The sequence below is a fragment of the Desulfosporosinus lacus DSM 15449 genome (genome assembly GCF_900129935.1).
Taxonomy (GTDB): domain Bacteria; phylum Bacillota; class Desulfitobacteriia; order Desulfitobacteriales; family Desulfitobacteriaceae; genus Desulfosporosinus; species Desulfosporosinus lacus.
Genome location: NZ_FQXJ01000007.1, coordinates 123,253 through 140,394, shown reverse-complemented (window position 1 = coordinate 140,394; position 17,142 = coordinate 123,253). Strand labels below are relative to the sequence as shown.

Below are 17,142 nucleotides of genomic sequence, written 5' to 3'. Positions count from 1 at the left end.
GCTCCAATTTTAAGCTCTTGTCAACGGCAGCAAGGAGAGCACCTACTTTAAATTTTGTGGAACTGATTACTTTACTTTAGTAACAGGCATGCAGATATTACATTAATTATTCAGGTAAAGAATATGTAGTTTCAAAAGGGAGCGATTAATTGCACAAGGACAAAATTATAAAAGTTGGTATCGGTTTTACGACTGGGAGAAAGAGCTTTCAAAAGGTGCTGAGAACCTATATACACACCTGGAAGGAATCCGGGTTGGTAGAAAACAAAAGTATTAGTTTAAATCTTTTTGTAGCATATGATCTCGATTATCATAAAACTAAAATAACTGACTACACCAATGTACACCCAGAACTAGCAGAACAGATTGATAGCAGCAATTTTATTGGTAGCATTGCTATAAAAGAAGAAATTGACTATTTAATTCGAGAAAACGTCATCAATTTTAGTGAAGTTCCCTTGATCTTTGGTAAGGGGTATGCAGCCAAACGTAACGCTGTGCTATATAACGCTATTAAGCACAATATGGATTATCTGGTTTTTCTGGACGACGACGAATACCCGCTGGCAGTGACCAATACTCGTAATACAGCAATTTGGGGAGGCCAGGAGGTCCTGACAGGCCATCTTAAATATATTGCTCAAGCAGACATCACCCATGGGAATCATTGCGGCTATATATCTCCTATTCCCCATATAGAGTTTAATGACACTATGACCGAAGCGGATTTCCGTTCATTCATCGAGGCAATCAGCAATGATATCATTAACTGGGATACTTTGAAAACTGTTATGGAAAATGGCGGAGTAACCTACGCTGATACAAAGATATTGACTAGCCCTCATGCCATAGAGGTTCAGGAAATAAACCATTCTAAATTCATCTCAGGTGCTAATCTGTGTATCAACCTTACCGATTCTCGTCGTATTTTTCCATTTTACAATCCGCCAGGAGCTAGAGGTGAGGATACCTTTTTAAGTACCTGCCTTAGCGAACGAAAAGTTTTGCGCGTGCCATGTTACACATTTCATGACGGGTTCTCAACTTACAATGACCTTCTAGAAGGTGTTCTCCCACTCCGATTAAAATTTATAAAGGCTGATACCGAGCAAATTACCACTCGCTTTTACAAGGCCTGTATAGGTTGGATTCGTTATAAGCCATTACTGCTCTACATCACACAAAGAGATCATTACGAGGAAAAGATTGAAGAGATGCGCGAACAACTTAACAAGATATTACCAAAAATATGCGCTTATTTCGGGAAGCCGGATTTTATTAAAGTCTTAGCTGAATTGGAGAAATACCATAAAAATGTTGAAAAGCATAATCGCGAATTCCTTGAAACACAACGTATTTGGGCAAAAATCATGGAACACTTTGCAAGGCCTTAAATCTAAAACAATAACCATGCCAGATGCATTAAAGCACCCTATCGAGTTAGACTGTAAAAGTCACGATAGGGTGCTTTAATGCATCTGGCATACATTTACGAAAATTAGAAATTTAGCATTAAGCCTTTCTATAAATAAGTTGGATATTGGATAATGTTATACAACAAATCTTAGATTCATTACAGATAGATGTAAAGTATTTTATCTAAAAAAGCCCAATTTAATTATTCAAAGGAGATAGTCGTTTATCGACATTATTTCCTATAATATTCAGGAATTCGGCATGTCATAATTGTATAATATTACCATGATATAAACCTTAATTTTAAAGGAGGTCCGTAATGAAAACTCGAAAAAAATCTCTTTTCATGGTTTTGCTTCTTATAATAATGTTTTCTTTTCCTAGTGCTGCATCTGCGCAAACTGATGAGTATGGCTATAACGCTCAAGCACGGACGTTTAAAGGAACTTTAGCTAATTGGGAAGCCTTTATGCAAGGGTTACCTCCAACTACTTTTGATTGGAAAGCAACGGATGTTATTTTTATTGAGCGAAAATGGGACAAACTCTTCGATCCCATGATTCAGGGAAACCTGCCATCAAGTGCCGGGGCATGGCAGAAAGTTGATCTATGGGAATATTTATCCGGTGATAAACTGGGATGGACATGGCATCAAGCTTTGGCAGTAGTTTATTCCCCAACCATACCGATTCCTAATGCGATTGAACTTACAGCAGATGAAATGGGGGTTACGGGCTTTTATTGTGTGGTGCAAAAAGAGTGGTTGATAGATCCAAATGGGAAAAGGATTGAGATTCAAGACTTTATGTTAAAACGCAACATCATAAAAAGGGCACTCCATGGGCAAGGCTGGAAGCATTAGCTTCCAGCCTTATTAGTCAGACTTCAACTGTATTCCTATAATCAATCTTCTAAATACATCATATGGTCTCTATGGGCACATAGGATGTGATATTCAAAGATCTCTAACTGGACCTGGTTAGTGTGCCTTCCTCGGGTCTTATTATACGATCCTGATGATTAAATTTCATTATAGCCTTCGAAACGACCGCCGCAATCGGTTGTTGAAAGAGAAGTGTTAAGACAATAGGTAAGGCAACTGTAGCCGGAAAATAAGAAATGGCTATAACAGAACCAAAGCCTGTATTGCGCATTCCTACATTAAAGATCATGGCAGTTACAACCTCTTGCCGCCGATCTTTTAAAAGATAGCTCCCGCAAAACCCAATCAGATAATTAGCAGAGACTAATCCCACAACGACGATCATCATTTTGACTGCCGAAATATCCCATTTTATATTCGGAAGAACAACAGCAGAATTGAGAAAGACAACGAAGAAGCTAGCAATCTTCGAAGTTACTCCTCCTACTGAAACAGAGAAGTTCTCCAACCTCCCTTTAGTTATTTCATTAATTACCATTCCAAGGATGCTCGGGATAGTAACCATTAAGAGTAGCCGCAATACCATGTTTCCATAATCGATAGCAATACTTGTTCCAAGAATAATTATAAAAAAGGCTGGAAACAAGATAGGGATCAGTAAAGTATCCAGAGTCACCGTCACCAATGCGAGTGCAATATCTCCATTAGCAATCGTGGTCCAAATAACCGAAGTGACCGCAATCGGGATAGTGGAACCAAGTAAAAGACCTAAGCGCATGTAGAAATTATCTGGGTAGATCCAGAGTCCTACCCCCCAGGCAACAAGCGGTGAAATGCCATGGATCAAAAACATGCTCCATAAAGGAACAAGAGGTTTCGTTAAAATACGAACAACATCCTGAAAGGTTGTACGTAAGGCGCTCATAAAGGTCATATAGGCAAATAAACCTGTTGCTAAGGCACTGATAAGCGGTGAATTTATAAGCGGAATGAAGAATCCAACGGCGATTCCAGCTGTTACCATTACAAACATATACCTATTTAACCATTGGTTAAACTTAGTCAAAAAAGTTTGCATATTTTATACTCCATTATTAATGTCATCTATACCTTAAACATTGTACACCCTGTACTGCCATATTAAAAGATAATCTATTAATACCGCTTAGGCGCGTTTAATGAACCAATGTGTATATAAAACAAAGCTGGAACTCTACTCCAACTTTGTTTGTTTCAAACTATTAAATTTGACATCCTACTTACGCCGCTCAAACAACTCCCTGGCTACCTCACTGACTCCAACCCCGCGCTCTTCAAGCATCACTAACACATGATAGAACAAATCCGATACTTCACACCTTATCTCTTCGGGATCAGCATTCTTGGCGGCGATAATCACTTCCGCACTTTCTTCTCCGACTTTTTTAAGGATCTTATCAATCCCTTTTTCAAAGAGATAGGTGGTATAGGCTCCTTCAGGCCGTTCCTGATTTCTGGAATGAATCACATCTGTCAACAGCTCTAGGGTCCTTCCCAGTGTAGGCTCAGGCCTTACTTCAGGCTTTCCAATTCCCTTAAATCCTTCCCTGGTCAGATCATAGTGAAAACACGAGAAATAGTCTTCATGGCAAGCCATGCCGATTTGCTTCACAGTCAGAAGTAAGGCGTCCTGATCACAGTCAAATTTAATATCCACGATCTCCTGGAAATGTCCTGAGGTTTCCCCTTTCAGCCACAGAGATTGTCGACTTCGGCTATAATAACAAGCCTTCCCTTCAATCAGAGTCCGACCTAAGGACTCTTCATTCATATATGCCAGCATTAAAACTTCCCTAGTCTCCACATCCTGAGCAATCGCAGGAACAAGCCCGTGAGCATCCCAGCGGATCTTCGATAAGTCTAAAGCTTGTATTTCATTTGCATCCATATATATCTCAAACCTTTCTATCTATATCGAACTACGAATGTCGCACTAAGATTCCCCGTTGCGCCAGATACCGTTTAGCTTCCTCTATGCTGTACTCCTTGTAATGAAAGATCGAAGCCGCTAAGACGGCGTCCGCTTCCCCTAAGGTGAGTCCTTCCGCTAAGTGTTCTAAGGTTCCAACCCCACCGCTCGCTATGACGGGCAGGGACACGGCTCGACTCACAGCCCGAGTCAATTCTAATTCGTAGCCCATCTTAGTTCCGTCGCGATCCATGGAAGTCAAGAGGATTTCTCCCGCACCAAGAGCTTCCGCCTCTGCTGCCCATTCCAAGACATCCTTGCCGGTCGCTGTTCTTCCACCATGAATATACACTTCCCATTGACCTGGTGCGTTGCTTCGAGCATCAATAGCCACGACAATACACTGACTCCCAAAAGCATGGGCCCCTTCTTGAATAAGCCTGGGGTTCTGAACCGCAGAAGTGTTTAAAGCAATCTTATCCGCCCCCGCCCTAAGCATGCGGCGAATATCCCCGATAGTCCGCAGTCCGCCCCCAATGGTGAAGGGAATGAAAACTTGCTCGGCTGTTCGGCGTACTACATCAACCATTGTTTCTCGGTTATCAGACGAAGCAGTTATATCTAAGAAAATTAACTCATCAGCACCTTCTTGGTCATAGAGAGCTGCGAGTTCCACTGGGTCCCCCGCATCACGTAACTGCACAAAATTGGTTCCCTTAACCACACGCCCCTCATGGACGTCTAAACAGGGAATGATCCGCTTGCTTAACATGTCTCATCCCCTCCTCAATCCTGTTTTACTGATTCGCTTGGTGCTACATATTTCTGTTTCTTATCACTCGATCTTCCACCAGTAGCCTCTAAAGCTTCCCTCAAAGTGAAAGCCCCGCTATAGAGAGCTTTTCCTGTAATAGCACCCTCGATAAAAACTCCTCTAAGCGCCTCAGCCTCCAACTTTCGCAGATCATCTAACGTAGAAATTCCACCAGAGGCGATCACGGATAGGCCAGTTTCCTGGGCCATCTGTACAGTGCTGTCGATATTAGGTCCTTGGAGCATTCCGTCACGCGAAATATCTGTGAAAACCACGCTTTCGATTCCCACAGCTTTCATAGCCTTCCCTAAGTCTACTGCTTGCATTTCTGTGGCTTCCGCCCAACCTTGAACTGCAACCAAGCCATCCTTGGCATCAATCCCCACAATAACTCGTTTCCCATACCGACGTGCTGCTTCGGCGACCAATTTCGGGTTTTTGACGGCGATTGTTCCCAAAATCACCCGTTCAACCCCTAACTCTAAAAGCTCTGTAATCCGCTCCATCGTGCGGATTCCACCACCTACTTGAATTTTCATCGATACACTTCTCACAATCCGCCGTATGGTTTCGTCATTCATTGGTTTTCCAGAAAATGCGCCATTCAGATCAACCATATGTAAATACTCGGCACCTTGATTCTCAAATTCTTTAGCAACATCAACAGGGTTATCTGCGTAAATCGTAGAATCTTCCATCCGTCCCTGTAAAAGGCGTACCGCTTTTCCCTCTTTAAGATCGATGGCTGGAAAGAGTTTCATCCTCATTCACCCACTTTCCAAAATTCGTTAGTATCTGAAGTCCCCAAGGACTTGATTTCTCTGGGTGAAATTGTGCTCCCCAAACATTGTCCTTGCCTACAACGGCAGGAAAAACGACTCCATAGTCGCTGGTCGCTACGATATCCTTCTTCTCACCAGGTTCCGCATAATAGGAATGAACAAAATAAAAGTAGGATTCATTCGGAATCCCTTCCAGTAGATGAGAGGGTTGCTCCAGTCGCAAACTATTCCAACCCATATGGGGAACCTTTCTACCCGGCGGAAATTTTACCACTCGGCCAGTTAAGAGTCCTAACCCGGTGTGCTCACCGTGCTCTTCCCCAATCTCAAAGAGAATCTGCATTCCCAGACAGATTCCCAAAAAAGGGCGCCCTGAGCGAGCGAACTGGGTGAGTGGCTCAATCCATCCCCCTTGTTCCAATGCCTGCATTGCATCAGCAAACGCCCCAACGCCTGGAAGTATAAGACCATTCACAGTGCTTAGTTCCGCTGGGGAAGCCATAATAGTTGCCTCAAAACCAACCTTTTCTAAAGCCTTCTCCACACTTCTTAAGTTTCCTCGTCCATAATCTACAATTCCAATCATCTTATAAAACTCCTTTGGTTGAAAGGATACCACGATACCGAGTGTTCTGGCGTAGAGCCAGTCCCAGAGCTCTCCCTACCCCTTTAAAGGCAGCTTCTAAAATATGATGTCGGTTCTTCCCAGAAAGCTTCCTCACATGCAAAGTAAGCCCGCTCTGTACCGCTAACGCTCTGAAAAACTCTTCTGCCATCTCGACTGGAAACTCACCAACCATACCATCTGAACAATCCACATCCCAAACTAGATAGGGCCGATTCGAGAGGTCCAATGCCACTTGAACAAGGGCTTCGTCCATAGGAAGCAGGGCCTCACCAAGTCGTTCAATCCCTGCTTTATCGCCGCAAGCCTCCCGCAGTGCTTGCCCCAGCACGATCCCACAATCCTCAATCGTATGGTGGGCATCCACCTCCAAATCCCCGCTGGCCTCAAGAATTAGATCCAGATAGGCAAATCGGGCAAACGCTGTCAGCATATGATCAAAGAAACCAATTCCCGTCTTTACTTGAGCCTCTCCTGTACCATCAAGATTCAAGCGCACGCGGATTTCTGTTTCCTTAGTTTTCCGTTCAATACAAGCTTCTCTCATTTATTCTATCCTTTCTACACTCCGGTGTAATTCATATTTAAGCAATTATAGCCGTAATATTTACTTGAAATCATCTAGGGTTTAATGATTCGAACTTTCTTTTTTATGAGTCTTCCAATATGATTTTTATCTGCCGAAAGTTGGTTATGCTCCTACGCTAATCTCTCGAACTGCACGGATAAATTTTTTATTTTCCTCTGGAAGTCCCGCGCTGATACGCAGGCATTTGCCAAGAGAAGGAAGCATGCCCATGTTCCGGACTAGAAAACCTCGTTTTAGCAATTCTGACGCCCACTGATCAGGATCTTCCGGTTTAAAGAGAATGAAATTTGCTCGCGTTGGGTAAACCGTTAGATTGGGAACCAGATTTAAGGCGGCTTGTAATTTTTGTGTTTCTGCTTTAATTTCCTGGATTTGCCCTTGGTACTCATTTAAAAAATCCAGGGCCAGGATTCCGGCTCTCTGACTAAAAGAGTTGACGTTGAAGGGTGGCCGTACTCTGTTGATTAAGGCAATGGTTTTCGGTTGTCCCAATAGATATCCTAAGCGAAGTCCTGCCATTCCAAAAGCCTTGGAAAATGTTCGCATGATCACTAAGTTAGGGTAATTTTCTATCTCAGGAATCAGAGTTTCCTCTGAAAACTCAGCGTAGGCCTCATCTACTACGACTATTTTTCCGCTTTCCCTCACAAGTCTAAGAATCTCATTCCTTGGAAAGAGCGATCCCGTAGGATTGTTGGGATTACAAACAATGATTACCTGAGCCTCTGGGGCTTGGCCTGCTGTTAACATTCGCTCCGTATCCAAGTCCAGGCCGTTTAACAAGGGCACTTGCACAACTGCCGTTTCCGTCAAGCGAGCATAGATCTGATACATGCCGAATGTCGGTGGATGGATAATCAAAGATTTCCCCGCACCCCCAAAAGTGAGCAGAATCATTTGGATCAACTCATCCGAGCCGTTTCCAATTAGAATGCTTTCCGGAGAGGTTGAAGTATACCTAGAAATACGATTCTTGAGATCCTGACCCATTCCATCTGGATAGCGGTTAAACGCTAATTTCTCGGCGAGCAACGCTTCCCGCATTTCCCTAGGCCAAGGAAACGGATTCTCATTGGCATCTAGTTTAATGCACTCCGGCATATAGTTCGTTTCGTAGGGAACCAGCTCACGAACAGCAGGGCGAACAAACTGTTCAGGATTACTTAACTCAGTTTCCATCGATTACATCTCCCTTGTATAGAATTTCTTGGCAACTGCTTTATTGTTGCTTCTCTAACTTTCTCTGCCCCTAACTTAATCTTTTCCCCTCTAATTTTCGCCTTCTTTTTCTCTAAACCGCACTTCTACAGCGCGGGCATGTGCTTCTAACCCCTCGCTGCGGGCGAGTAAAGCAATCTGCTTGGCGTCTCTCTTAAGGGCTGCTTCCGAATATCCGATCACACTAACCTTTTTCATAAACATATCCACATTAAGTGGAGAATAAAAACGTGCCGAGCCTCCGGTCGGTAATACATGGTTTGGCCCTGCAAAGTAATCTCCGACAGGTTCAGGAGAATATCGTCCTAGAAAGACCGCCCCAACATTGCGGACTTGACCTAACCAGGAATACGGGTCTTTGACGACTAGTTCAAAATGCTCTGGGGCAATTTTATTAGCCAAATCCATTCCTTCTTGGAGATCTGAGACAAGAATCGCCGCTCCATAGGTTTCCCAAGACGCTCGAGCAATCTCAGCACGGGGTAAACTTTCCAGTTGTCTTTCCACAGCAACGATTGTCTGTTCAAGAAGTTCTCGAGATGGCGAGACCAAGATTGCCGAGGCTAACCGATCATGCTCGGCCTGGGAGAGTAAATCCGCGGCTAATTCTTCTGGACATCCGCTCTCATCCACTAGAATTAAGATTTCACTTGGTCCGGCCAGCATGTCAATATCCACTGTTCCAAAGACTTGCTTTTTGGCTAAGGTCACGTAAATGTTCCCAGGTCCGGTTATCTTATCAACCGGAAAGAGGTTTTCCGTTCCATAGGCTAAGGCGGCAATTCCTTGAGCTCCGCCCACTTTGTACACTTCGGTCACTCCTGCTTCAGCCGCCGCAACCAAAACCTCTGGAAGAAGAGTTCCATCAACCCTAGGGGGACTGACCATCACGATTTCCCGTACTCCAGCTACAATTGCCGGTAAAGCATTCATCAAAACCGACGACGGATAAGACGCTGTTCCCCCGGGTACATAAATACCCACTCGCTTGAGCGGAAGCAGCAATTGTCCAAGAATACTCCCATCTGAATCTGGCTCTAGCCAGGAGATTCGTTTTTGTTTTTCATGGTACCTTAAAATATTTGCTTTAGCGGTACGCAAGGCCTGTAAGAAATCTTCACTCACCTCTTGATAGGCCACTTGAATCTCCTCATCCGAGACACGCAAACCGTTTTGCCGCAGGCTTACATGATCAAATTCTTCAGTTAGTTGATAAATTGCGTCTTCTCCCTCGTCCCGAACACGTTTGAGTATTGCTGTAACACGTTGCTCTAGAACTTCATCCTCCCCATACGACTTTCGAGTAAGACGTTGTAAATTAAGATCAGTTAGCTTCTCAACTTTCATAAATCGCTCATCCCCCATATGTTAGTAAATCTTTGCGTAAACACTCGACCAAATCTCGAATCCGCTCGTATTTCATGCGGTAGGCTACTCGATTAGCAATTAGGCGGGTAGTCGCTTCAAGAATCGGGGCTACCTCGACCAAATGGTTTTCCTTGAGCGTTTTTCCCGTGGAAACAATATCGACTATCATTTCTGCCAGATCAACACACGGAGCTAACTCCATATTTCCGTGCAATTTAATGGGAGTCACCTGCATGCCAATTCCGCTAAAATAGGTCTCTGTTACCCGAGGGAACTTCGTGGCAACACGTTGATGGTTTAGTCCACTTAAATCGTACTCTCCGCTCGGAAGTTTAGGAGGAACACTCGCCTCCAACATTGCCACCACAAAACGACAATAGCCAAATTTCAGGTCCAGTAATTCCGCCACATCCTTGTTCTCTTCCAGCAAGGTATCCTTCCCTACGAAACCCAGATCCGCTGCCCCATATTCTACATAGGTCGGAATATCAGTAGGTCTGCAAATTATAATCTTTACTTTACTGTTCGGAAGATCATAGAACAGCTTCCGTGAATCTTCATTTACATGGCTGCATTCTATCCCAACCCGACTCAACAATTGAATCGAATCAATAAGCAACTTTCCTTTAGGTAAGGCAATCGTCAAGAATTCTTTATCCAACTTGGCATCCCCTCTCAAATGTCCCAAAACACAATACTTTTAGTTTTCCAGTTCAATTCGTTTTAGCGCTTTAGTTAGTTAAAGCACTAATATATTAATTATATCAATGTACCTTCACTCTGGCAACCCCTTATCATAAATTTAAATAAGTCCTAATCCTCCGAATTTTTCCTAAGAATTTATCAAAATAAAAGTTAAAACCTTTTAAATTGGTGATATTCACGTGGGGCATGGTGAAAACCGAACTAAAAAACAGAGAGTAGTCAAGCTGACTTTCTCTCTGCTCTTATATTTTAAAGCTCATTTTATAGATAAAAACTAATTTGCTCATTATCCTTATCTGAATCATTAGTTCTTCAGGTTTAAACTTATTATCTCTATCTCTTTCAGGATTTAAAAGGCTAAGTTATCATCCGATAACTTCAATTCCTCAAAATCTTTAACTAGCTGAGCTAACTCGTCATTAGTAATATACCTCTCGCCCGTTTCAGTAGTCTTACTAAAGTCAACAGTGTTTAAAACGCCCAAACAACCCCTGTTTTTATCATCAATCTCTGCAAAGGCCTTCGCCAGATAGGAACCTAAGTCTTGTTTTTCTAGTTTTACCATGTCCCAACGCGCGATCCTCGGTACAAACAAACGATAGGATTCCCTTTTTTCTAACTCTTCCTCTATTTGACCTTGAGACAACCCTTTCACCGTAAGTTTTTTACGCCTAACCTCGCGTTCCAGTTTAAATCGGTCGTTTAAACGCTTTAAAAAAAGAATTGCAATGACATATTCTTTGAATTCCGTAGCTTCCCGATCCCCTCGTAAAGAATCGCAAGTCTCATCCAAAAAACTTTCGAGCTGATCTAGAGATAATTTGCCACTCATTTTTCAGCCTCCTATCTTTCAAGGTTCAATCTCCCATCTCCATCCCCAGAGTGCGCGCCGCTAACAATAAGGGATCATTTAAGGGCACAAGTTTAATTTGATCCACTGCTTCACGGAGGGGAACTCTTACAATCTCCCTGCCTTGCAGTGCTACCATGATCCCAAATTCTTCTTCCAACGCAGCATCTACCGCCGCAGCCCCATAGCGAGTAGACAGTACTCGATCATAGGCATTAGGGGACCCTCCGCGTTGCAGATGTCCGAGCACCGTCACTCGGGTTTCCATCCCGTAATGCTCTTCAAGATCATGGCCAATTTTAGCGCCAATCCCTCCTAATTTAATCGGGTCAACTCGCCCGGTCATCATTCGTTCAACTACCATTTCGCCACCCAAGGGCTTTGCACCTTCTGCCACGACGATAATACTGAATTTCTTTCCTTGCTTGGCTCGTTTCTGAATACTTAAGGCAATCCGATTAAGATTATATGGAATCTCCGGAATTAGGATGACATCTGCTCCTCCTGCGACACCAGCGTACAAAGCTATCCAGCCAGCATAACGACCCATGACTTCAAGAACCATGACCCTATGATGAGATTCCGCTGTGGTATGCAAACGGTCCAACGCTTCTTGGGCTGTATCCACCGCCGTTTGAAAACCAAATGTTTGATCTGTGGCCATTAAATCATTATCGATAGTCTTAGGAATTCCAATAACTTTAAGTCCTTTATTCGCAAACTTAAGAGCGATGTTCAAACTCCCGTCCCCACCGATGGCTAACAGGGCATCTACTCCGTGCTCTTGCAAATTTCGGATCACGTCGTCTGAGCGATCTACAGGTTGAGTCATCCCATTTAGTTTCATTTCATAAGCAAAAGGGTTGTCTCGATTCGTAGTTCCGAGAATAGTACCCCCGCGTGGTAAGATACCCGAAACATCCTTCAGAGAAAGAGACATAAAATCTCCTTCTACAGCTCCACGGAAACCATCCCTAATACCAAGCACTTCAATTCCATATCCATGCGCGCTCTTAGCAATTGCCCTGATCACAGCATTAAGCCCCGGGCAATCTCCTCCGCCAGTAAGTACCGCAAGTTTACGCAATCATTACACCCCCTTTTATTTAGATGTATTTATTACGTTATTATATAATATTCCAACACAAAAGTATGCTAAACGTTTTCCGCATTCCAAATACTCACGTATTTACATCAACAACGCAAGCAACGTCTGCACAAAGATTTGGACAAGGGAAACATCCCCGTCTAGCTTTCCTTATTCAACATATAAAATTTGCTTTATATTCTTTTGAAGCATTATTTTCTGAGCTTCGTCTTCTCCTAATACTCCCAGAGCCATCTCGACTCTTTTCCCTTGGGATCTTAAAGCTTGGCACTGACTAATGATCTGCTTTGCATCAGAACCATATACCAACACATCTGATCCCTTGACTGCCGAAAGTGGGAATTGTTCTAATAAATTACCCAGGTGGATAGCGAACCCAGTTGCTGGTTGCGGAATCCCAAAGTCACCATATAAAGCATCATAACGTCCGCCTTCAACGACTGGAAAACCCATTCCCGGAACATACCCTTCAAACACCGCCCCAGTATAATATGAAAAGCCACGAAGTATACCTAAATCTAAGGATACATTTGCTTGAACTCCGAAATAATTTAAATACTGATAAATTCTTCTGAGGCTTTCGACGGCTTCCCGAATCGCTGGCCGCTCACTCCAAGCGAGGACTTCATCGAGAATTTCCTCTCCTCCATGAAAATGGGGCAACCGAAGTAACAGCTCCTGAACTCGCCCTGGCAGGCCACTTTGTATGACACAGCTTTCTACACCCACCATATCTTTGCGGGCTAACGCTTCTTCCAGCTGAGTCTGTATCCCTTCATCGACCCCTGCTTCCAGCATGAGCCCTGAAAAGATCCCCATATGCCCCAGGTTAAACTGATAATTATCCAAGCCTAAACCAGCAATAGCTTCTACTGCTAGGGCAATTACTTCTGCATCGGCAAGTTCTTGATCAGACCCTACAAGCTCTACACCGACTTGGCGGAACTCTCTGTGTCTAACGGTAGTGTTTCGATAGACATCTGCACCATAACACAAGCGCAGTGGAAATTCCCCACCGCGCATACGTGTGCTGACAAGGCGAGCAATAGGTATCGTCAGTTCTGGACGTAACGTTAATATACGCCCTTCGCGGTCAAAAAATTTGTATAATGAATCCTCTTGTTCAACATCTGGTTGAACGCAAGCAGAATATTCCAGAGTGGGAGTCAGTACCTTTTGGTAAGACCACTGTCGAAAAAGTGTAAGAATTTTTTCTTCTAAACCCTCTTGCACGGCGATCTCCTCAGGTAAAAGATCTCGCATGCCCTTTGGTATACGCAGCCCTAAATTTGTTCTCAGCATCATGATTCTCCTTCATTGGTGTCTATTTTCTGTGCGTTCTGTTCTTTCAGACGCCTCAAGATGAGTTGGTATCCATCTGCTCCGAAATTCAAACAGCGTTTTACCCGGCTGATCGTCGCAGTACTAACTCCCGTCACTTCAGTAATCGCCGTATAGGTTTCATTCCTTTGTAACATTTTAGCAACTTCCAGACGTTGAGCCAAAGCCTTAATTTCTGCAACTGTCGCAATATCTTCAAAGAACCGATAACACTCTTCTTTGTTTTCAAGCAACAAAACAGCTTCAACTAGGGCATCCGTTAAGGGATTCTGTAAACGCTCATCACTTGACATGCATTTTCCTCCTCAAATAGAACAAAATCACTGTCTCCCTTTAATTTATTAAAGCGCTGTGCTGTTGTCAAGCTTTTTATATTTTAAGATCAAGATTACCTCTTGCAAATGTCTCTCCCCCTATGCTAAAATATAAACATTCATTAGTACACTTGACACAAGAAAACTTCATATAAGACTCTTATTCAGAGTAGGTGGAGGGACTGGCCCGATGAAGCCCGGCAACCGGCATTTATGCACGGTGCTAACTCCTGCAGAGAAATCTGGGAGATAAGAGGAAAACCGAATGGTACTCCGCGGGTTTTCTTCGCGGAGTTTTGTTGTGCGCTGGCCAAGGACGGCCAAGTGTCCCTGTAGCCAAGACTCGAACAGGACGTTCGAGATTAGAGCGCCGCCATGGATGGCAAGGGGCCATGATGGCGAGAAGGGACCTTCCAGAAATTCAAATAAAGGAGGTAAGCCTTTGATTCAGATTAATCAATTAGTCAAAAAGTACTCCTCCCGCCAAGGGACCATCATAGCCATTGATAATGTATCCTTGAACATATTGCAGGGAGCCATCTACGGTATTATTGGATTAAGCGGTGCAGGCAAAAGCACGCTGGTGCGTTGCTTAAACCTTCTTGAGAAACCTACGAGCGGTCAAGTCGTCGTTGCCGGACAAGACTTAACCAAGCTTTCTAACCGAGAACTTCGTCAAGCGCGTCAGAATATCGGAATGATCTTTCAACACTTTTATCTCCTTCAATCGCGGACCGTTGCAGAAAACATTGCCTTTCCTTTAGAAATTGCCGGAGTACCAAAGAAAGAAATCTCGATAAGGGTAAAAGAGTTACTCCATCTCGTCGGTCTGGAAGACAAGTCATCTGCTTACCCTGCTCAATTAAGCGGGGGCCAAAAACAGCGAGTTGGCATTGCGCGAGCGCTCGCCACAAAGCCTCAAGTCCTTCTGTGTGACGAAGCCACCTCAGCGTTAGATCCACAAACCACTCTTTCAATCTTAAACCTGCTTCGCGATATTAACCAAAAACTCGGTTTAACAATAGTAATGATTACCCATGAAATGAAAGTGGTCAAAGAAATCTGCACGGATGTTGCAGTTATTCATGAAGCCCGTATTGTGGAAAATGGCCCTGTCGAGTCTGTTTTCATAAAACCGCAATCAGATATCGCTCGCCAGTTTATCTCAACCGTTTTTCCGAACGAACTTCCTGCCGACCTGTTAAAGGAGCTTTCAACACATCGGGACTCAGAAATTGTTCGCATTCAATTTCTTGGCTCACGAGCTTCAGATCCGATTATTACCGATTTATTACGCACTTGCGACGTTCGGGCAAACATCCTCTATGGGAGTATCGATCATTTGAGATCTACGCTCTTTGGCACTTTAACCCTGGAACTACTGGGAAACCCCGCACAGCTTAAAGAGGCTCACCGCTATTTAGCATCTCGGGAATTAAAAGTGGAGGTGATTCAACATGCCCTTTGATTCATCCCTGCTTTTTCAAGTCACTTTTTGGGCTGATTTACTCCGACTTATTATCCCGGCAACCGGCGAAACCCTCTATATGGTCGCCGCCTCTACGGTATTCGCTTACCTGTTAGGACTCCCTTTAGGCATTATTTTGGTTGTCACCTCTCCCGGACACATTATGCCCAACCCGTGGGTAGAACGAACTTTAGGAACCCTTGTCAACATCTTACGTTCCGCTCCATTCATCATTCTTTTAGTAGCCTTAATCCCATTCACTAAATCAGTTGTTGGCACGTCCATCGGCACAACAGCTGCAATTGTCCCACTTGTTATCTCCGCTGCTCCGTTTGTGGCCCGAGTCGTGGAAAGTTCCCTAAAAGAAGTGCCCTACGGCGTGATCGAAGCAGCTTTATCCATGGGGGCATCCCCCAAACAAATTATTCAAAAAGTTCTTCTGCCTGAAGCGAAGGCTTCACTTATCCTAGGCGTCGCCATCACGACGATTAGTGTCATCGGCTACACTGCAATGGCTGGTACCGTTGGCGGGGGTGGGTTAGGAGACTTAGCCATTCAATATGGCTACAGTCGTTTCCGAACCGATATTATGATCGTCACCGTCGTCATTCTAGTCGTGATCGTTCAAATCATACAATCTCTGGGAACTGCACTGGCACGCAAACTTACTCATTAAACCAAGGCTGTTACCTCACCGGCGCTTCATCTGCTACGAAGCACAAAGCAAACCCTATTATTCAATGTTCAAACCAAACTCAACAAATAGGAGGAAGAAATCATGTTTAAACTTAAAAATCACCGTTACCTTGCTTTATCACTCGCTGTTTTAGTCACTCTTTCCCTCGTACTCTCAGGCTGTGGCAGTAAGGCCGATGCACCGAAAGCCGGATCCAACACACCCTCAAACACCGTACTGAAAGTTGGCGCAACCCCAATTCCCCATGCCGAAATCCTAGAGTACATTAAACCAGCTCTGCTCAAAGAAGGCGTTGACCTCCAAATCGTTAACTACACTGATTATGTCCGCCCCAACTTAGACTTGGATACTGGAGATATTGATGCCAACTTCTTCCAACACACCCCTTACCTGGATTCCTTTAACCAAGACCATTCCTTAAAGAATGTTTCAATTGCTAACGTGCACATTGAGCCAATGGGAATCTACTCTAAGAAAATCACCAAACTCGATGACCTCAAAAACGGGGGTACTATAGCCATTCCTAATGATCCCTCTAATGCCGGTCGAGCCCTGGCACTGCTAGCCAAAGCCGGTCTCATCCAACTAAAAGATGGAATTGGAATTAAGGGAACGGTTAATGACATCCAAGATAACCCCAAACAACTCAAAATCACCCCGCTCGATGCTCCTCAGCTTCCCAGAGTACTCCAAGATCCTAAAGTTGTTGCTGCAGTGATCAATACAAATTACGCTTTAGAAGGTGGACTCAACCCGCTCAATGATTCTATCATTATGGAAGACAAAGAGTCACCTTACGCAAATATTCTTGTTGTCAAAGAAAGTAAAAAAGACGATCCTGCTCTGCAAAAGCTCGCCAAAGCTTTAACCTCCCCTGACGTCAAGAAGTTCATCGAAGACAAATATAAAGGGTCCATTGTTCCTGCATTCTAAAAAAACTTATTTCATGAGTAAAGCCACCCCACTTTTTAAGATGGGGTGGCTTTACTCATATCCATTCTTGATCTAGCCAATAA

The 17,142-nt window shown here is 43.9% G+C and carries 18 protein-coding genes and 1 riboswitch; of the genes, 5 read left to right on the top strand and 13 right to left on the bottom strand.

Features of this window, described 5'->3' with window-relative positions; all coding sequences use genetic code 11:
* Positions 1–254 precede the first annotated feature (254 nt).
* Positions 255–1,394: a hypothetical protein gene (locus tag BUB11_RS11320; protein ID WP_242947521.1), complete on the top strand. Its 1,140-nt coding sequence runs from the start codon at positions 255–257 to the stop codon at positions 1,392–1,394.
* Between the two features lie 341 nt (positions 1,395–1,735).
* A complete protein-coding gene (locus tag BUB11_RS11315; protein WP_073029864.1) occupies positions 1,736–2,278 on the top strand; it encodes a hypothetical protein in 543 nt (180 codons plus the stop codon).
* A gap of 103 nt (positions 2,279–2,381) precedes the next feature.
* Here the strand turns inward: BUB11_RS11315 and BUB11_RS11310 are convergent, their stop codons facing one another.
* The 13 genes from BUB11_RS11310 to BUB11_RS11250 form a co-directional block, all read right to left on the bottom strand.
* Complete coding sequence (locus BUB11_RS11310) at positions 2,382–3,377, bottom strand: bile acid:sodium symporter family protein (protein WP_073029863.1); 996 nt, start codon at positions 3,375–3,377, stop codon at positions 2,382–2,384.
* Between the two features lie 177 nt (positions 3,378–3,554).
* The gene (hisIE, locus tag BUB11_RS11305) at positions 3,555–4,226 is read right to left on the bottom strand and encodes a bifunctional phosphoribosyl-AMP cyclohydrolase/phosphoribosyl-ATP diphosphatase HisIE (protein WP_073029862.1); all 672 of its coding nucleotides are present in this window, start codon (positions 4,224–4,226) and stop codon (positions 3,555–3,557) included.
* Between the two features lie 31 nt (positions 4,227–4,257).
* Positions 4,258–5,019, bottom strand: coding sequence for an imidazole glycerol phosphate synthase subunit HisF (gene hisF, locus BUB11_RS11300; protein ID WP_073029861.1), 762 nt, complete (start codon positions 5,017–5,019; stop codon positions 4,258–4,260).
* A 14-nt stretch (positions 5,020–5,033) separates the two neighbouring features.
* Positions 5,034–5,822, bottom strand: coding sequence for a 1-(5-phosphoribosyl)-5-[(5-phosphoribosylamino)methylideneamino]imidazole-4-carboxamide isomerase (gene hisA / locus BUB11_RS11295; RefSeq protein WP_073029860.1), 789 nt, complete (start codon positions 5,820–5,822; stop codon positions 5,034–5,036).
* On the bottom strand, positions 5,794–6,429 hold the full coding sequence (gene hisH, locus BUB11_RS11290; protein WP_073029859.1) for an imidazole glycerol phosphate synthase subunit HisH: 636 nt from the start codon (positions 6,427–6,429) through the stop codon (positions 5,794–5,796). The genes hisA and hisH overlap by 29 nt, the downstream gene beginning before the upstream one ends.
* A gap of 1 nt (position 6,430) precedes the next feature.
* Positions 6,431–7,015, bottom strand: coding sequence for an imidazoleglycerol-phosphate dehydratase HisB (gene hisB / locus BUB11_RS11285; protein WP_073029858.1), 585 nt, complete (start codon positions 7,013–7,015; stop codon positions 6,431–6,433).
* Positions 7,016–7,159: 144 nt separating this feature from the next.
* A complete protein-coding gene (gene hisC / locus BUB11_RS11280) occupies positions 7,160–8,236 on the bottom strand; it encodes a histidinol-phosphate transaminase (RefSeq protein ID WP_073029857.1) in 1,077 nt (358 codons plus the stop codon).
* Positions 8,237–8,326: 90 nt separating this feature from the next.
* Positions 8,327–9,622 carry a histidinol dehydrogenase gene (gene hisD, locus BUB11_RS11275; protein ID WP_073029856.1) on the bottom strand — a complete coding sequence of 432 codons (1,296 nt, stop codon included), beginning with the start codon at positions 9,620–9,622 and terminating at the stop codon, positions 8,327–8,329.
* Between the two features lie 7 nt (positions 9,623–9,629).
* Positions 9,630–10,304 carry an ATP phosphoribosyltransferase gene (gene hisG, locus BUB11_RS11270; protein WP_073029855.1) on the bottom strand — a complete coding sequence of 225 codons (675 nt, stop codon included), beginning with the start codon at positions 10,302–10,304 and terminating at the stop codon, positions 9,630–9,632.
* Positions 10,305–10,697: 393 nt separating this feature from the next.
* The gene (locus tag BUB11_RS11265; RefSeq protein ID WP_073029854.1) at positions 10,698–11,180 is read right to left on the bottom strand and encodes a type I restriction-modification system subunit M N-terminal domain-containing protein; all 483 of its coding nucleotides are present in this window, start codon (positions 11,178–11,180) and stop codon (positions 10,698–10,700) included.
* A gap of 25 nt (positions 11,181–11,205) precedes the next feature.
* A complete protein-coding gene (locus tag BUB11_RS11260) occupies positions 11,206–12,285 on the bottom strand; it encodes a 6-phosphofructokinase (protein ID WP_073029853.1) in 1,080 nt (359 codons plus the stop codon).
* Between the two features lie 171 nt (positions 12,286–12,456).
* Positions 12,457–13,608: an ATP phosphoribosyltransferase regulatory subunit gene (gene hisZ, locus BUB11_RS11255; protein ID WP_073029852.1), complete on the bottom strand. Its 1,152-nt coding sequence runs from the start codon at positions 13,606–13,608 to the stop codon at positions 12,457–12,459.
* Positions 13,608–13,940, bottom strand: a complete 333-nt coding sequence (locus BUB11_RS11250; protein WP_073029851.1) for a YerC/YecD family TrpR-related protein — start codon at positions 13,938–13,940, stop codon at positions 13,608–13,610. Before BUB11_RS11250 ends, hisZ begins: the two co-directional genes overlap by 1 nt.
* A gap of 178 nt (positions 13,941–14,118) precedes the next feature.
* A riboswitch (SAM riboswitch) is annotated at positions 14,119–14,217 on the top strand.
* A gap of 186 nt (positions 14,218–14,403) precedes the next feature.
* Here BUB11_RS11250 and BUB11_RS11245 point away from each other — a divergent pair.
* From BUB11_RS11245 to BUB11_RS11235, 3 genes are all read left to right on the top strand, one after another.
* Positions 14,404–15,429 (top strand): methionine ABC transporter ATP-binding protein, encoded by a 1,026-nt coding sequence (locus tag BUB11_RS11245; RefSeq protein WP_073029850.1) that lies wholly within the window; start codon positions 14,404–14,406, stop codon positions 15,427–15,429.
* Positions 15,419–16,105, top strand: a complete 687-nt coding sequence (locus tag BUB11_RS11240; RefSeq protein ID WP_073029849.1) for a methionine ABC transporter permease — start codon at positions 15,419–15,421, stop codon at positions 16,103–16,105. Before BUB11_RS11245 ends, BUB11_RS11240 begins: the two co-directional genes overlap by 11 nt.
* A gap of 102 nt (positions 16,106–16,207) precedes the next feature.
* On the top strand, positions 16,208–17,059 hold the full coding sequence (locus BUB11_RS11235; RefSeq protein WP_073029848.1) for a MetQ/NlpA family ABC transporter substrate-binding protein: 852 nt from the start codon (positions 16,208–16,210) through the stop codon (positions 17,057–17,059).
* Positions 17,060–17,142 lie beyond the last annotated feature (83 nt).

What these genes read in the sequence shown, in the direction of transcription:
- BUB11_RS11315 (WP_073029864.1), top strand. Translation starts at nt 1,736, where the DNA reads ATGAAAACTCGAAAAAAATCTCTTTTCATGGTTTTGCTTCTTATAATA.
- BUB11_RS11310 (WP_073029863.1), bottom strand. Translation starts at nt 3,377, where the DNA reads ATGCAAACTTTTTTGACTAAGTTTAACCAATGGTTAAATAGGTATATG.
- hisIE (WP_073029862.1), bottom strand. Translation starts at nt 4,226, where the DNA reads ATGGATGCAAATGAAATACAAGCTTTAGACTTATCGAAGATCCGCTGG.
- hisF (WP_073029861.1), bottom strand. Translation starts at nt 5,019, where the DNA reads ATGTTAAGCAAGCGGATCATTCCCTGTTTAGACGTCCATGAGGGGCGT.
- hisA (WP_073029860.1), bottom strand. Translation starts at nt 5,822, where the DNA reads ATGAAACTCTTTCCAGCCATCGATCTTAAAGAGGGAAAAGCGGTACGC.
- hisH (WP_073029859.1), bottom strand. Translation starts at nt 6,429, where the DNA reads ATGATTGGAATTGTAGATTATGGACGAGGAAACTTAAGAAGTGTGGAG.
- hisB (WP_073029858.1), bottom strand. Translation starts at nt 7,015, where the DNA reads ATGAGAGAAGCTTGTATTGAACGGAAAACTAAGGAAACAGAAATCCGC.
- hisC (WP_073029857.1), bottom strand. Translation starts at nt 8,236, where the DNA reads ATGGAAACTGAGTTAAGTAATCCTGAACAGTTTGTTCGCCCTGCTGTT.
- hisD (WP_073029856.1), bottom strand. Translation starts at nt 9,622, where the DNA reads ATGAAAGTTGAGAAGCTAACTGATCTTAATTTACAACGTCTTACTCGA.
- BUB11_RS11265 (WP_073029854.1), bottom strand. Translation starts at nt 11,180, where the DNA reads ATGAGTGGCAAATTATCTCTAGATCAGCTCGAAAGTTTTTTGGATGAG.
- hisZ (WP_073029852.1), bottom strand. Translation starts at nt 13,608, where the DNA reads ATGCTGAGAACAAATTTAGGGCTGCGTATACCAAAGGGCATGCGAGAT.
- BUB11_RS11250 (WP_073029851.1), bottom strand. Translation starts at nt 13,940, where the DNA reads ATGTCAAGTGATGAGCGTTTACAGAATCCCTTAACGGATGCCCTAGTT.
- BUB11_RS11240 (WP_073029849.1), top strand. Translation starts at nt 15,419, where the DNA reads ATGCCCTTTGATTCATCCCTGCTTTTTCAAGTCACTTTTTGGGCTGAT.
- BUB11_RS11235 (WP_073029848.1), top strand. Translation starts at nt 16,208, where the DNA reads ATGTTTAAACTTAAAAATCACCGTTACCTTGCTTTATCACTCGCTGTT.